Genomic DNA, 16,820 nt, shown 5'->3' on the forward strand with positions numbered 1-16,820 from the left:
CGTATTAAAGCGTTTAGTTAAAGTTGAGTCAAGCGAATCATAAAATTTATTAGTCAATATGAGTACAAGACGGTATTTTAAAACACCTGGATAGAAGAGTGGGCATGAGTGCTGAAACGCATATCCTAGATGCTATTTCTCAGCTTTAAATTTATAATCAGTTGCTGTATGATTCCCGCCATAAATGATAGAATATTAACCAAATTAGGTCATGGGACTATTTTATGGCACGGGTTCCTACAGCAGCACATTGGCGTGACTCGGCACGCATACCACGATTTTTTTTAATCGATGCGCGTGCCGCTTTCCCGTTACTCTTGTTTTTATTACATATTCGCGTTTGGAGCTTTGTATTGGCGTTAGTAGCCATGGCGTTTTTTGGCTTATTGGAACGCTATGGTTTTTCTGTTACGGTTTTTTTACGTTGGTTGCGCACCGTATTGGCTGGGCCGCGTAAGATGGCTATTCCATGGTGGAAGGAGTAAGACCCCATGGAATTAAAAAAAGCCTTACACTCCATTGCTAAAGCCTTACGGGTCAATTTTACTTTGAAGGGTAGGCCCATTACCTACGATGAGGTTTTTTCGGAGGTAGGATTGTTGCCTGCTATTGCCCGTCGTGCCGATCAGCTGTGCTCGCTTTGTTTAGGTTATGGAATTGGTGTTAGTTTTGATGAGATAGAACAATCGTTGCTAGGTGTGAAGGCAAATTTTGATGAGGTCACACCTAATATCTTACGCTATCTTTGTATTACAGATGTATTATGTGAGTTGATGCAAAATGGAGGCTCAACTGCACAAACCCCGCTTGATGAACTCATGTACGACTAGTACAGCATTTAAAAGACAATCACCATGAATTATTCTATAGAATATTAGTTCAGTTTAGAAATATACTCACAGCAATTGGATTGCTGTCAAAGCGCTGCGAAAAGGAACAACCTTAGTCTATAAACATACATGAGGATTGCGGGTTGAGCAGCAACGCAGACAAAAACTAGTGCGAAGAGTATTAAAAAAATAATTTTTTGGAATTTTTATAGAGGCCCGAATGTCGTTTCCCTTAATATCAGTTAAGAAAAATCCGTTAAGGTTAGCTATAGCGCAAGCTTATTATGCTGATGAAACGTCGTGCGCTAAACATTTATTGCAGCAAGCTGCTTTACCTCGTCAAGTGACCGAAAAAATTGCCCAACGTGCAGCTAAATTAATTGAGCAGATTCGAGCACAGCGTTTATCCAAAGGCGGCTTAGACGCGTTTTTATATGAATATGATTTATCCAGTGAAGAAGGTATTGCATTGATGTGTTTGGCAGAAGCACTATTACGTATACCGGACAGCGATACCATCGACGCTTTATTAAAAGATAAAATTACCAATGCCGATTGGGCTGCTCATCTCGGTCAAAGTGCTTCTTTTTTTGTTAATGCCAGTACCTGGGGCTTAGTGTTAACTGGGAAATTATTACAGTCGGATCAAACCAGCGGTTTAACGAATGCATTCCGCCGCTTTGTCGGTAAAACCAGTGCACCTATTATCCGTAAGGCAGTTAAACAAGCCATGCAGATGCTAGGGCGCCAATTTGTGATGGGTCAAGGAATTGATGAAGCCTTGAAACGGGCTAAGGCTTATGAAGCTAAAGGCTATCGTTTTTCTTACGATATGTTAGGTGAGGCGGCACGTACCGAGAAGGATGCTGAGCGCTATTTTCAAGCTTATCAAACCGCCATCATTGCCATTGGTAAAGCGGCATCAGGCAAATCACTGAATGATGCACCGGGTATTTCAGTCAAGTTATCCGCGTTGCATCCGCGTTATGAGTTTGCTAAAAAAGAAGTTGTAGTTCCTTTTTTAATTAAGCAATTAAAAATATTAGCTTTAGCGGCGAAAGCCAATAACATTACGCTAACCGTCGATGCCGAAGAAGCGGATCGTTTGGATATTTCCTTAGATATTATCGGTGCGGTATTTTGTGATGCTGATTTAGCGGATTGGGAAGGATTTGGTTTGGCCGTGCAAGCTTATCAAAAACGCGCATCTTATGTGATCGATTGGTTGATTGATTTGGCTAAGCAACAAAATAAACGTTGGATGGTGCGCTTAATTAAAGGGGCTTATTGGGATACTGAAATTAAAAATGCCCAAATAAAAGGTTTACAAGCCTATCCAGTGTTTACGCGCAAAGCAGCAACCGATGTTTGTTTTGTGGCTTGTGCAAAAAAATTATTGGCCCATTCTGCGCAAATCTATCCGCAGTTTGCTACACATAATGCCTATACCTTAGCAACCGTACTCGAATTGGCGGGAAAGAATCAAGACTTCGAAATGCAATGTCTACATGGTATGGGATATACCTTGTACGATCATATCGTAGGTCCTAAGCAGCTTAACATTCCTTGCCGTGTTTATGCACCGGTTGGCGGGCATGAAGACCTGCTCGCTTATTTGGTGAGACGTTTGTTAGAAAATGGTGCCAATACTTCGTTTGTTAATCGTATTATTGATCCGAACATCCCTATCGAAGAAATGCTAGAAGATCCGGTGCAAAAATTATATCAATTGAATACGATTCCACATCCTAAAATTCCCCTACCGAGAGATATTTATGGACCCGGTCGGAAAAATTCTCGGGGTTTCGATTTTGCGGATAGTGAAACTTGGGAACCACTCGCTAGTCAAATAGAGAGTGCTGCTAAAAAAACTTACATCGCCGGACCGTTAATTAAAGGTGTTTTAGCAGCTGGCGAAAAAACCCGTGCTATTAGCAATCCCGCCAATCCACAACAAATTGTTGGCCATGTCAGTTTGGCGAGTAGTGAACAATTAGAGCAGGCAATAAGCAACGCTTATCAGATAAATTTTAGTTGGGCAAATACACCGATAGAAACCCGCGCGGCTTGCTTAGAACGCGCTGCGGATCTCTTTGAACGACGCTTAAGTGAATTTATGGCTCTAGCCATCAAAGAGGGTGGTAAAACAGTCAATGATGCACTTGCTGAAGTCAGAGAGGCGGTTGATTTTTGCCGTTATTACGCCATGCGTGCTCGCTTGGATTTAATGCCGCAATTATTACCGGGACCGACCGGTGAGGAAAATTGGTTAAGTTTCCAGGGCCGAGGGGTTATCGCCTGTATTAGTCCCTGGAATTTTCCTTTAGCTATCTTTATTGGCCAAGTGACGGCCGCTTTAGTGACGGGTAATACCGTGATTGCTAAGCCTGCCAGCCAAACCCCGTTAATCGCCACCGCGGCCGTTCAGCTTTTACATGAAGCAGGAATTCCTGGCGATGTACTCCAGCTTTTACCTGCAAGCGGTGCGGTTATTGGGCCAAAAATAACCTTCGATCCGCGTATTAAAGGAATCGTATTTACGGGTTCAACTGAAACCGCACGTGAAATCAATCAAGGTTTAGCAAGTCGCGAGGGTGGAATTTTACCTTTTATTGCGGAGACCGGTGGACAGAATGCCATGATCGTTGATAGTTCAGCGCTTAAGGAACAAGTGGTAGTTGACGTATTGAATTCGGCTTTTGGTAGTGCTGGACAACGTTGTTCTGCGTTACGTGTATTGTTTGTACAAGAGGAAATGGCAGATTCGTTAATTGAAATGCTTTGCGGTGCGATGGCCGAACTTAAATTAGGTGATCCTAGCGAGCTATTTACCGATGTCGGTCCGGTGATCGATAGTGCGGCCAAGCAAACTTTACAGGAACATTTTGATCGCATGTCGAAAGAAGCTAAATTGCTCTATCAATGCAAGCTACCGAATGGATTGGATCTAACGAATTTCTTTGCGCCTAGTCTGTTTGAATTACCGAGTTTAGATCTTTTAAAACGTGAAGTTTTTGGTCCTATCTTACATCTTATTCGTTATGCGGCGAAAGATCGTGAACAGGTGATCCACGCTATCAATCATACCGGATATGGTTTGACCTTAGGGATACAAAGTCGAATTCAACACACCGTCGAGTCGATTTCACGTCAGGTTCACGTCGGAAATCAATATGTTAACCGTTCTATGATAGGCGCGGTAGTAGGCGTACAACCTTTTGGTGGCGAAGGTCTTTCTGGAACGGGACCTAAAGCAGGCGGGCCGCATTATTTACCTCGTCTATGTTTAGAACGCTCATTGTCCATCAATACGACGGCGGCTGGAGGTAATGCCTCTTTGCTTTGCCTGGAGGAATAACGGAATAATGGACCATAGTTTTGTTTTTTCTATTTTTATCATTTTTACCGGCGCTGCCGTATTAGCGACGATAGCTCTATATACTCGTCAATCTTTACTAGTAGCTTATATTTTATTAGGTTTGATATTAGGTCCTAGTTGTCTGAAGTTAGTACCTAACATAGGTTTGGCACGCGGCATTGGCGATGTCGGCATTATCTTTTTGTTATTTTTAGTGGGTCTGGATCTAACACCACAAGAATTTTATCGAAGCTTACGTAAAACTGCTTTAGTGACGTTGGTATTCAGTGCGTTATTTACTACCATAGGTTTTGCCGTCGGTTATCTATTTAGTTTTACGCTCTTAGAAAGCCTATTAATCGGTGCCAGTCTAATCTTTTCCAGTACTATTATCGGTCTTAAATTATTGCCGACCTTAGCGTTGCATCATAAGCCACTCGGCGAAACCATGATCAGCGTATTGTTGCTGCAAGACTTATTAGCGATAGGTATGCTGTTGTTTGTGCATGGTGCACATTTAACAGGTTCTAAATTAGCTGATCTCGGTTTAACCTTGATTACTTTCCCTACCTTGCTCGGTTTTGCTTTTGTGGTACAACGTTATTTCATTAGTAAATTATTTATTCGTTTTGACAGGGTACAAGAATATCTTTTTTTAGTCGCTTTAGGTTGGTGTTTAGGATTAGCGGAATTATCCCGCGCACTCGGTCTGTCCGCAGAAATAGGTGCTTTTTTAGCCGGTGTATCGATAGCAGAAGGACCAATTGCGGTTTTCATTGCTGATAATTTGAAACCACTGCGTGATTTTTGTTTAATTATGTTTTTCTTTGCCATTGGCGCAAGTTTTGATTTACGTTATTTACCGATGGTCTTTGTACCCGCCTTCTTATTAGCCGGACTGGTGCTGTTAATTAAACCGTGGTTGTTTCAAGTATTATTGCAGATGTCAGGTGAAAAAAAAGTTATAGCGCGAGAAGTCGGTGTGCGTTTAGGGCAAGCCAGTGAGTTCTCTCTATTAATTGCTTATCTAGCCGCTGAATCTACACCTGCCTTAATTGGTGATAAAGCAAACTATCTGATCCAAGCGGTCACTATTTTGACATTTGTGGGTTCATCTTATTGGGTGGTATTACGTTATCCTACACCTTTGGCCTTGAATGAAAAGATGCGAGTAGACTAAACTAAGGTTTTTCAATATATACTCATATTTTGGTTTCAGCCTTTGCAAAGCATTTTCGTCACGAGCGCGAAAAATATTAATCGTCATTGCGAGCACCGTAGGTGCGTGGCAATCCATGGATGGCTACAACGCTTCGGCCTCGCCATGACGGACGTATTAATTTTTGTACTGTGCTGAGATAATATATACTCTGCTGTGCGAAGAGTAAAAATCGAACGAATAATAATTTTTAAATATTAGGGCTGGATGCCCGGAGGAATATCATGACATTTATTACACTGTTATTGTGCTTAGGACTGGAACGTTTCTTACATCGAGGTAATTTTTTAGCTCGTTTTAATTGGTTTGAGCAATATGTTAGCAAGATTAACGACGTCACTAAAAATAAAACTTGGGCACAGCAATATTTTATTCCTTTAATACTGGTGGTGTTACCTATCGTTATACCCGTGGCAGTAGTTTATTTTTTAAGTGCTGCTTTTATTCAAGGATTATTAGCTTTTTTAATTGGCGCTGTGGTGCTTTTTTATTGCTTGGGTCCTATCAATATTTTTGATACTAAGAAAATATACCCACAGCAATGGAGTTTTGGTCAAGGCGCCGAGAAAACGAGCAACCGGAATGTATCTAATATACATGAGGATGGCGAGTTGAGCGGCAACGCAGACAAAAACTCAAGTGCGAAGGGTATACATCAGCCGATATTTTGGCAAGCTAATGAATCCTTGTTTGCTGTGATTTTTTGGATGGCTTTATTAGGTCCGATCGCAGCATTAGTTTATCGTTTAGTTGAACGTTCTGCTCACATTCATGCCAGTTATCCCGCTTTGGGGAAGTCGGCACAACAAATTCGAGCGTTACTGGATTGGTTGCCGGTGCGGTTATTTTCAATATTGTTCGCCTTAGCGGGTAATTTTGTGCAAACCAGCCAATTTTGTTTAGATTATTTGCTAAGAGATGTTTCATTTAATCGCGAACTGATTGAAAAAAGTGGACGTATCGCATTAGGACTTGATGAAACTACTGAGTTTACCGATGAAAACTATGGCTCTGCTTTAAAACTCATAGACCGTGATTTAATCCTGTTTTTAATTATCGTATTCGCCGTGACACTGGGTGTGCTGTTATAATTGGCTCACTAAATAATTAGCTTAAATAACAATCAATCAATAGAAGAATTTCTAAAGGTAAGCCTCCTATGACACAGCAAACCCCTTATTTAGATAAGGATCCGCTTGAAACCAAAGAGTGGATAGATGCACTTTTATCTGTTTTAAAGATGGAAGGTGCAGATAGGGCACAATTCCTTATCCAACAACTGATCAATAAGGCGCGTCAACGGGGTTTAGATATAACGGCGGGTCTACACACACCTTATGTGAATACCATTCCTGTCGAATTAGAACCGGCTTTTCCTGGGGATGAAAAGTTAGAAAAACGGATTGCCGCCTTAATTCGTTGGAATGCGGTGATGATGGTATTACAAGCCGGTAAAGTTTCTTCTGAGTTAGGTGGCCACATAGCGACCTATGCTTCGGCGGCGACGCTGTATGAAGTGGGTTTTAATCATTTTTTTCATGCCGCTAATGAAGGGCATCCTGGCGATTTATTGTACATCCAGGGACATTCTTCACCGGGTATTTATGCGCGAGCATTTTTAGAAGGACGCCTCACAAAAGAACAATTAGCGCATTTTCGCCAAGAAATCGGCGGTAAAGGTCTTTCTTCTTATCCTCATCCCTGGCTAATGCCAGAATTTTGGCAATTCCCTACGGTTTCTATGGGATTAGGTCCCATGCAGGCCATTTATCAAGCGCGTTTTTTGAAATATTTACAAAATCGTGGCCTTTTGGACAGTAAGGATAGAAAAGTATGGATGTTTTGTGGCGATGGAGAAATGGATGAACCGGAATCGCTGGGTGCACTTTGTATTGCCGCACGGGAAAAATTAGATAATCTGATTTTTGTTATTAATTGTAATCTACAACGACTGGATGGACCGGTACGTGGCAATGGCAAGATAGTCCAAGAGTTAGAAGGCGTGTTTCGCGGTTCCGGTTGGAACGTGAATAAAGTGTTATGGGGCAGTGCTTGGGATCCATTATTTAAAAAAGATAAGCAAGGCTTGCTACCGCAATTAATGATGGAAACCATAGATGGTGAATATCAAAATTTCCGTGCTAAAGATGGTGCTTATATTCGCGAACATTTTTTTGCAAAATATCCAGAATTAAAAGCGATGGTTGCCGACATGACTGACGAGCAACTATGGCTTTTAAAGCGCGGTGGTCATGATATTAAAAAAGTCTATGCCTCTTATAAAGCCGCCGTTGAACATAAAGGTCAACCTACGGTTATCTTAGCAAAAACCATTAAAGGTTATGGTATGGGCACGGCGGGTGAAGGACAAAATATCACGCATCAACAAAAAAAGATGACGCAAGAACAATTACTGGCGTTTCGCGATCGTTTTAAACTCTCGATGAGCGATGCTGAAGTTGAAAATTTAAGTTTTTATCTCCCCGATGAAAAAAGTCTAGAAATTAAGTATTTAAAAGAACAGCGTAAAAAACTGGGCGGTTATTTACCCGCGCGTCTTACACGGTCTGATGAAAGTTTAGCAGCGCCGCCATTAAGCAATTTTGATAATATATTACAAGGTTCTAAAGGACGCGAAATCTCTACGACGATGATTTTTGTGGAAATTTTGCGACATCTACTAAAAGATAAAACCTTAGGTCCGCGTATTGTTCCGATAGTACCGGATGAATCACGTACGTTTGGTATGGAAGGATTATTCCGCCAGATCGGTATTTATTCCCCCGTGGGCCAACTTTATGATCCGGTCGACGCGGGTCAATTGATGTATTACCGTGAAGATAAGAAAGGCCAATTATTGGAAGAAGGAATTAATGAAGGCGGTGCATTTTGTTCATGGATGGCAGCTGCGACTTCTTACAGTACCAATAATTTAAGCATGATTCCTTTTTACATTTATTATTCGATGTTTGGTTATCAACGCGTAGGCGATTTTGTTTGGGCTGCAGGTGATATGCAAGCGCGAGGATTTGTTTTAGGCGCAACGGCGGGTAGAACAACCTTAGCCGGCGAAGGGTTACAACATCAAGACGGACATAATCTATTATTTTTTTCGGTAGTGCCTAATTGTGTGGCTTATGATCCGTGTTTTGGTTATGAATTAGCGGTGATTATTCAAGATGGCTTGCGGCGCATGATGCAAGAGCAAGAAAATGTATTTTATTATCTGACCTTAATGAATGAAAACTATGCGCATCCTGCCTTAAGTGAGGTTAGTAAAGAAGGCATCCTTAAGGGGATGTATTGTTTATCCGAAACTAAACCGAGTAAACGACACGTACAATTATTAGGTTCAGGCACGATATTAAATGAAGTGATAGCCGCTGCGGAATTATTAAAAACAGATTTTGGCGTGACCGCGGATATTTGGAGTGTGACAAGTTTTTCAGAATTACGTAAACAAGCGTTAAATGTTGAGCGACAAAATTTATTAAATTCTGATAAAACCGAGCAACAAAGTTATGTGTCACAATGTTTACAGAATCGATTAGGCCCGGTGATTGCAGCCACTGATTATATCCGTTTAAATGCCGACCAAATTCGCGGATTTGTTAAAGCACCTTATGTGGTGCTTGGAACTGATGGTTACGGACGTAGCGATACGCGCGAGCAATTACGTCAGTTTTTTGAAGTGAATCGCCATTATGTTGTCATCGCTAGTTTACATGCCTTAATGACGGAAGGTTTAGTGAGTGCGGCCGAGATCGAACAAGCATTTAAAAAGTATGCTATCGATCCTAAAAAACCTAACCCTTTTACCATTTAATGTTTTTGTGTATGCCCGTTATGGCGAGCGAAACGTTAGTGAGCGTGGCCATCCATGGATTGCCACGCTCCTTCGGTGCTCGCAATGACAAAAGAGGAGAAAACGTTTGTCTAGTTTAAAAGAAATCTATGTTCCAGATTTAGGTAATGTGGCCGCGGCGGCTATTATTGAAATCCCCGTTAAAGTGGGCCAAGTTATCGATGTAGAAGATGCCTTAATTACGTTAGAAAGTGATAAGGCATCGATGGATATTCCTTCGCCTTTAGCCGGAAAGCTGAAAGAATTAAAAGTTAAAGTGGGTGATAAAGTTTCTAAAGGTGATTTGATTGCTATTTTAGAAACAGAAGAATCTAGTACTTCTGATGAAAAATCACAGACTACTTCTGCTGCTCCAGCCAGCACAGAAAAAATATCCATCCCAGATGCAAGCACTGCCACGGCTGCGCCAGAATTAACCAAGGTAGAAATTTCTTCTCGGTCAGCAGAATTGAAAGAGGAAGGTGATGAAGACAATGACGAAGAACAAGAAGATGTCCATGCCGGGCCTGGTGTTCGACGTTTAGCACGAGAGTTTGGACTCGATTTGAATAAAATTAGCGGTAGCGGACAAAAAGGTCGCATCATTAAGGAAGATTTACAAAAATTTGTTAAAGCACATCTCAGTCAAAGTGCTCATGGCCAAATGGGTTTACCCTCGGCGCCGGAGATTGATTTTAGCCAATTTGGTAAAACAGAAAAACAGGCTTTATCTCGGATTAAAAAATTAACCGCGCAATATCTACATCGTAATTGGTTGTTGGTGCCGCACGTCACACAATTTAACGACGCGGATATTACTGAGCTGGAAGTTTTTCGCAAAGCACAAGCAGGGTTTGCTGCTAAGCAAAATATTAAATTAACACCATTAGTGTTTATTATGAAGGCGGTGGTAACCAGTTTAAAAGCGTTTCCATCGTTTAATGCTTCTTTGTCGGCTGACGGCGAGGAACTAATCCTGAAAAAATATTATCATATCGGTATTGCCGTCGATACGCCTGAAGGTTTAGTGGTTCCGGTGATACGCGATGTAGATAAAAAAAGTCTTTTAGAATTAGCGCAAGAATTGGGAACGGTGAGTCAAAAAGCGCGCGCCAAACAACTGACAGGCGCTGATTTACAAGGCAGCTCGTTTACCATCTCAAGTTTAGGTGGCATCGGCGGCACGGCATTTACGCCTATCGTGAATGTACCGGATGTCGCTATTTTAGGTGTATCCAAAGCGCAGTTTAAACCCATTTATCAAGACGGTGAGTTCGTTCCGCGCTTAATGTTACCTTTATCTTTATCGTATGATCACCGTGTCATCGATGGTGCGGAAGGAGCACGTTTTATTATGCATTTGACGGGTTGTTTATCCGATATTCGCCGTTGGTTACTATAGGCTCAACGAGTGGTACGTTTATTTATATAAAATTATTGAGGAAACTATGGCTGAATTAGAAATTAAAAAAACCGAAGTACTCGTCTTAGGTAGCGGGCCAGGAGGTTATAGTGCAGCGTTTCGCGCCGCCGATCTAGGCAAAAAAGTGATATTAGTAGAAAGAGAATCGACGTTAGGTGGGGTTTGTTTAAATGTTGGATGTATTCCCTCTAAGGCATTATTACATGCTGCTAAAGTGATAGAAGATGCTAGCGCCATGGCGGAGTTTGGCGTGAGTTTTGGTAAACCTAAAATTGATATCAAACAGTTACGTACCTGGAAAGACGGTATAGTGAAAAAATTAACCGGCGGCTTATCCATGCTGGCTAAACAACGTAAAGTTGAATGCATCGTTGGTGAAGGAAAATTTACCGGTAAAAATGAGTTAACGGTTGGCAAACAAAAAATTATTTTCGAGCAAGCGATCATTGCCGTGGGTTCACAACCGATACGCTTGCCTTTTTTACCGGATGATCCGCGGATTTTCGATTCAACTGGCGCGCTCGAATTAAACGAAGTCAAAGGTAGTCTCTTGGTGCTAGGTGGTGGCATTATCGGTATGGAAATGGCCACGGTTTATCATGCGCTGGGCAGTGAAATTACTGTAGTAGAAGCGGGTGAAATGATTATTAATGGCGCTGATAAAGATATAGTCATGCCTCTCTATAAGCGCTTGCAAAAACATTACAAGTTCTTATTAAAAACTAAAGTAACCAAAGTCGAAGCTAAGAAAGATGGACTTTGGGTTAGCTTTGCAGGTGAGGGAGATGCTAAACCACAACGATTTGATCGAATTTTGTCTGCTGTAGGGCGTAAACCGAATGGCAAACTCATCGGTGCTGAAGCGTTAGGTATCAACGTCACCGAACAAGGTTTTATTCCGGTCGATAAACAACTGAGAACCAACATTCCACATATCTTTGCTATCGGTGATGTTATTGGTAATCCTATGTTGGCACATAAAGCGGTAGCTGAAGGCCGTGTTGCAGCCGAAGTGATCGCGGGTAAAAAACACTTTTTCGAACCGCGTTGCATTCCTTCTGTGGCTTATACCGATCCGGAAATTGCTTGGGTTGGCTTAACGGAAATTGTTGCTAAAGAAGAAAAAACTCCCTATGGAAAAGCCATTTTTCCATGGAGAGCTAGTGGCCGCTCTTTAGGGCAAGGGCGCGATGAAGGTCTGACCAAATTGTTATTTGATCCTAAAACCCAGCGTATTTTAGGGGCAGGCATAGTCGGCCCTAATGCTGGAGAATTGATTGCTGAAATGGCATTAGCTATAGAAATGGGTTGTGAAGCCGAAGATATTGCGTTGACGATACACCCACATCCGACACTCTCTGAGACGGTGATGTTAGCCAGTGAAATCTTTGAGGGGACGATTACTGATTTGTATATGCCCAAGGAAAAAACAGATTAATTTGAGTCCTGGATTGCCACGCGCCTGCGGCGCTCGCAATGACGATTATTTTACGGTGCTCGCAGTGACGGTTATTTACGTGCTCGCGGTGATGACTAGATTAATGTCATGGCGAGCGCTTGAAAAAAATAATATATTATTTTTTTATTTGAGTATAAAATGACGGCGCTATTGGTTATTTAAGGAAGAAAAATGCCAAATAATAAAACCAGCTCAGAAACATCCACTATTGAAGGCAAATGCCGAGTTTGCTTAATAAGAACCCTTACCGATCCAGACTTACATGACCGCCTGAAAAAACAAGAAAATAATTGGCCAAGGTACCTATCGCAGTCATTTTCGAGTATTTTTTCCGTTAATACTTCTGCTTCATTAGACAAAGTATTTTTAGATTCTGAGCAAGAGCATACACAGCAAGAAAGGGAAGAGCAGGTATCGATGCCACCCACTCCTTATCCTACACCTAATTCTTCCAACACTAGCATTCCAAGATTTTATATTTCATCGTCTTCGTCATCTGAAATTGTTGATATTGATAATGGAGAAACTTCAACCAGGCGCTACACTTTTTAGTTGGCATTCTTATAAAAGGAATAAACTTTTTGGTGCGTAAATAATAGCACTGCATTTTAAATGAAATGTTTTAGGGAAAAAAATGCCAAACAATGAAAATAATTACCGCATTCAATTAGAATTCGCCTCTTTTTTAAGAGGTTTACCAGGTTTCAGAATAACTGGCGAATCAGTAGGTTTTGTCAGCGTGGAGATTAGCCAGGTTCAGCGCTACCACCCGCATTACATCATTGACCAGTTATTTAAGGAACTAGAAAAAGATTATGTCGATCATGAAGAGCTGATGTGTATTGGCAGGATAATTAGAAAATATTTGCGGTTATTAAAACAAATAGATACGGAGCGCACTTATTATACGGTGACGCCGGGGATGATGACGGGACTTTTTATTGTTTTACATCTTGCGCAAGTATTTTTTCCTGACAACACCGGATTAATTTATTGTAGTTTAGTCGCTGATCTTTATGCCTTAGGTTTTTGGATATTTTCAGTTTGGTCATTGAGCCAACATGAACAAAACTTAACTGTTCTAGAAGATAAGCTCAAGGAAAAAATAAGCTTTCTGAGATCACTTTCTTCAAGTTTACCGCTCATGGTTGAAAATTTTTATGGATCTGCTGAGTCCATACCTCCTCCTTATGAGAATGTACTAGAGGATGTATTATTGGAAGATTCGATGAGTGATGTTGAAAGATATGCAATGCCGACTGTATTTCCGCGTGTTTCGAGTTTTTTTTATCCTACGCTTAATAACGACGATTGCAATGATAGTAATAATGACACTGATCCAAGAGAAAAAAGATGTTATTCTATTTAACAGGAATTTCGAAAGTGGCGGAAATCTTCATTCCAAGCATGTAAAATAATTGTCATTGCGAGTGGGTAGAATAGATCGTCAGCGAGTGGGTAGAATATAGACCGTCATTGCGAGCACACAGAATATTGACGTCATTGCGAGCGCGCGAGCGCGCGGCAATCTAATATTTAATTAAAGAATGGATTTGCTCCATTCATAGGCGAGGAGTAAGCATGAAAACTTATCGTATAAAAAGTCAATTTTCATCTGTTTTAAAAGGATTGAATGGACTGTATATAACCCGAATCGAATCTAGGCTTTACGTGAATATCAATGTGTTTGATAATCAAGCCCATAATTTTTGTGCACCCCACAGACTGACGGGCTTACCTGAGAGTAGTAATAAGCAATTAGTTCATGATTTTTTAAAGCAAATGCAATTGAATAAAATTAAGCCTGAAGAGGTTGGTACACTGAGAGAGTATCTGCAATGTGCCGAAAAAAAGGATAAAAATAATGAAATAAAATCTGAGATAAAGGCAGCGTTTAAGGAAATTTTTTTTGGCTTATTGTTTATTGCAGGGGGTGGTGTCGGCGGTTTGGCGTTGATGGTTGTTCTTATGGGCATGTTTCCAGGTGTTGCCAGTTGGATATCTTTACTTATTATTCCGGTTGTGGCTGCTGCGGCTTATGGAGTTATAAATGCAGTGATAGGTTGCTTAAAGTTGGGAATAGGAATTTTCTCATTTTGTTTTAGACAAAAAAATGTTGACCAGCTGCCAGTAGTAGAAAATAAATTAAATAACTTATTGTTTCAAGCTAACCAACCACCCGCTTACCACGAGGTGATGAAAAATAACGCGTTATTCCCTACTGCGCCGGCATATTCAGAACTTCCTACTTATCAACAAGCAATCGAGAATAGAGAGACAACTTCTACAAGGAAAGTAACACCACCCATAGATATCCGTGTACTGGTTTTGTCACAGCATTCGTCCTGTTTCCCCTCCCGACGTTCTAATACGGCAACTGATATCAATGAGTCTATGGATAGCAGGGTTTTTCGTAATTTTATGCGAACTTAAGACAATCAGTCTAAACCTTGCTATAACTGCCATCATTGTTCTGTGCCCAACGTTGAATAATAGGCTCGATCAAATAAGGATATTCTGCATGCAGCGTGCTGCTAAGATTTAAGACATGCGGAATTAAATCATGATCGCGTTTAAGATCGGCAATACGTAATTGTTTCCAGCCAGTTTGGCGCAGGCCCCAAATTTCACCAGGACCGCGTAATTCTAAATCGCGTTGCGCGATCATAAAGCCATCATTACTATTGCGCATAATGCCTAAGCGCTCTTTGGCCAGGGGCGATAAAGTTTGATAGAGCAAGATACAAAAACCTTTGGTCTCACTTCGACCTACGCGACCGCGTAATTGATGAAGTTGCGCTAAACCTAAACGCTCGGCGTTTTCTATCACAATTAAATTAGCGCTACTCACATCGACACCGACTTCGATGACCGAAGTGGCCACTAATAAATCTATTTCACCATTTTTAAAGTTACGCATAATACGTTCTTTTTCTGCGCTAGGCAGTCTTCCGTGTATCAATCCCAAGCGTAGATCCGTTAAATCGGCTTTTAAAGTTTTAAAAGTCGTTTCAGCGGCTTGATAATGTTGTAAGTCCGATTCTTCTATGAGTGGACATACCCAATAGACTTGTTTTTGTTGTGTACACGTGGCACGTACCCTTTCTATGACTTGTGAACGACGATGATCAGAAAGAACAATAGTATGTACTGGCAGACGGCCGGGGGGTAATTCATCCAGGAAAGAAATATCTAAGTCAGTAAAACTGGTCATGGCCAAGGTTCGAGGAATCGGAGTGGCGGTCATAAAAAGTTGATGAGCCTGTAATTTTTCTTGCTGGCCTTTTTTCCATAATGCTAAACGCTGTTGCACACCAAACCGATGTTGTTCATCGACGATGATGAAACCTAAATTGGCAAAATGCACACCTTCTTGAAAAAGAGCGTGCGTGCCGATAGCAATATGTGCCTTACCGGTTTTTATTTCAGCCAATGTCTGTTGTTTAGCTTTGCCTTGCAAGCCTGCGTTCAAACAAACCACATGAAAGCCTAAGGGCGTTAACCAGCGATAAAAATGTTGGTAATGTTGTTCACTTAACAGCTCGGTGGGAGCCATTAATGCGACCTGATAACGATTAGCAATAGCAAGTAATGCAGCAAAGGCGGCGACGACAGTTTTACCGGAACCGACATCTCCCTGTAATAAACGTTGCATGGGAATGATGGCTTGCATATCCCGATTAATTTCTTTGATAACGCGTTTTTGTGCTTGGGTTAATTGAAAAGGTAAGGCCGTCAAAAAACGTTTAATTAAAGCAGGATCGGATTTTAAGCGGGGTGCTGTTTCTGCAGCACGTTTTCTTTTCATTTGTTGCACGCTGAGTGAATGCGCAAGCAACTCCTCTAACGCTAAACGTTGCTGAGTGATATGTTTGCCACTGGCTAACTCTTCTAAAGGTGCATCAGCAGGAGGGCGATGGATGTAGTATAAAGCTTCCAAAAGCGAAGGTAATTTTATGCGTTTTAATAAATCTTCAGGTAAATATTCAGGAAAATAATGTTGTTGTTTCTTAATTAGTTTAGTTTCAGCGCGTGTGAATAATAAATGAAATACCTGAGAGATAAGTTTATGCCAAAGTCGCTGTGACATGCCGGGGGTGCTGGGATAAACACCGGTTAGATAATTTGGTAAAATAAGCGGGCTATTACCGCGTAAAAATTCATAGTCAGGGTGGAGCATTTCACATTCAAAAAATCTATTTTTTTTGGCACGTACTTCACCAAAGCAAAGTAAGCGTAGCCCTTTTTTGAACTGATGAAATTGTTTAGGTTTGAAATGAAAAAAGCGTAGGTTAATACTACCGGTTTCATCGCTGAGTTTACAAGAAAAGCTTTTTCGGCTTTTAATCGCATGACAATCTTCATGTATAACGCCCGCAATCAATGCATGAGTACCACAGCGTGCGTCTTGGATAGCAGTAAGTTGCGTTCTATTTTCGTAACGCAAGGGTAAATGTAGGAGCAGATCTTGTAAGTTCAGTATTCCACATTTGCTGAGATAATGGCTAATTTTTGGACCAACGCCTAGCAGTTGTGTGCAGCTGATTTCAGACAAGATCATTTTGTGAGCAGCATTCGGGTTTTTCAAGCCTAGGTTTTGCATAATACCATCTCAATGCGAGCGAATATTTAAAACAAATAAAAAATGCATAAGCCCCAGCTTAGCAAACTTAAGTACAGAAAGACT

Annotated in this window: 12 protein-coding genes; 11 read left to right on the forward strand and 1 reads right to left on the reverse strand. The window is 41.1% G+C overall.

Annotated elements, in window-relative coordinates; translation table 11 throughout:
- The first annotated feature begins 224 nt into the window (after positions 1 to 224).
- From icmT to AAHF87_RS00485, 11 genes are all read left to right on the forward strand, one after another.
- The gene (gene icmT, locus AAHF87_RS00435) at positions 225 to 485 is read left to right on the forward strand and encodes an IcmT/TraK family protein (protein WP_342146235.1); all 261 of its coding nucleotides are present in this window, start codon (positions 225 to 227) and stop codon (positions 483 to 485) included.
- Positions 486 to 491: 6 nt separating this feature from the next.
- Positions 492 to 830, forward strand: coding sequence for a type IV secretion IcmS family protein (locus AAHF87_RS00440; RefSeq protein ID WP_342146237.1), 339 nt, complete (start codon positions 492 to 494; stop codon positions 828 to 830).
- A 220-nt stretch (positions 831 to 1,050) separates the two neighbouring features.
- Positions 1,051 to 4,188, forward strand: a complete 3,138-nt coding sequence (gene putA, locus AAHF87_RS00445; RefSeq protein ID WP_342146238.1) for a bifunctional proline dehydrogenase/L-glutamate gamma-semialdehyde dehydrogenase PutA — start codon at positions 1,051 to 1,053, stop codon at positions 4,186 to 4,188.
- Between the two features lie 4 nt (positions 4,189 to 4,192).
- Positions 4,193 to 5,368, forward strand: a complete 1,176-nt coding sequence (locus tag AAHF87_RS00450; protein WP_425288007.1) for a cation:proton antiporter — start codon at positions 4,193 to 4,195, stop codon at positions 5,366 to 5,368.
- Between the two features lie 263 nt (positions 5,369 to 5,631).
- Positions 5,632 to 6,498, forward strand: coding sequence for a regulatory signaling modulator protein AmpE (gene ampE, locus AAHF87_RS00455; RefSeq protein ID WP_342146240.1), 867 nt, complete (start codon positions 5,632 to 5,634; stop codon positions 6,496 to 6,498).
- A gap of 68 nt (positions 6,499 to 6,566) precedes the next feature.
- Positions 6,567 to 9,233 carry a pyruvate dehydrogenase (acetyl-transferring), homodimeric type gene (gene aceE / locus AAHF87_RS00460; RefSeq protein ID WP_342146242.1) on the forward strand — a complete coding sequence of 889 codons (2,667 nt, stop codon included), beginning with the start codon at positions 6,567 to 6,569 and terminating at the stop codon, positions 9,231 to 9,233.
- Positions 9,234 to 9,339: 106 nt separating this feature from the next.
- Positions 9,340 to 10,653 carry a dihydrolipoyllysine-residue acetyltransferase gene (gene aceF / locus AAHF87_RS00465; protein ID WP_342146244.1) on the forward strand — a complete coding sequence of 438 codons (1,314 nt, stop codon included), beginning with the start codon at positions 9,340 to 9,342 and terminating at the stop codon, positions 10,651 to 10,653.
- A gap of 46 nt (positions 10,654 to 10,699) precedes the next feature.
- Complete coding sequence (gene lpdA, locus AAHF87_RS00470; RefSeq protein ID WP_342146245.1) at positions 10,700 to 12,112, forward strand: dihydrolipoyl dehydrogenase; 1,413 nt, start codon at positions 10,700 to 10,702, stop codon at positions 12,110 to 12,112.
- A gap of 192 nt (positions 12,113 to 12,304) precedes the next feature.
- Positions 12,305 to 12,685 carry a hypothetical protein gene (locus tag AAHF87_RS00475; RefSeq protein ID WP_342146246.1) on the forward strand — a complete coding sequence of 127 codons (381 nt, stop codon included), beginning with the start codon at positions 12,305 to 12,307 and terminating at the stop codon, positions 12,683 to 12,685.
- A gap of 82 nt (positions 12,686 to 12,767) precedes the next feature.
- Entirely contained in the window at positions 12,768 to 13,502 is a 735-nt protein-coding gene (locus tag AAHF87_RS00480; RefSeq protein WP_342146248.1) for a hypothetical protein, read from the forward strand.
- Positions 13,503 to 13,714: 212 nt separating this feature from the next.
- Entirely contained in the window at positions 13,715 to 14,566 is an 852-nt protein-coding gene (locus AAHF87_RS00485) for a hypothetical protein (RefSeq protein WP_342146249.1), read from the forward strand.
- 10 nt (positions 14,567 to 14,576) lie between these two features.
- Here AAHF87_RS00485 and recG read toward each other — a convergent pair whose 3' ends face one another.
- Complete coding sequence (gene recG / locus AAHF87_RS00490; RefSeq protein ID WP_342146250.1) at positions 14,577 to 16,736, reverse strand: ATP-dependent DNA helicase RecG; 2,160 nt, start codon at positions 16,734 to 16,736, stop codon at positions 14,577 to 14,579.
- Positions 16,737 to 16,820: the final 84 nt, after the last annotated feature.

Origin of the sequence: Rickettsiella endosymbiont of Aleochara curtula (assembly GCF_964030935.1) — a bacterium.
Lineage (GTDB): Bacteria > Pseudomonadota > Gammaproteobacteria > Diplorickettsiales > Diplorickettsiaceae > Aquirickettsiella.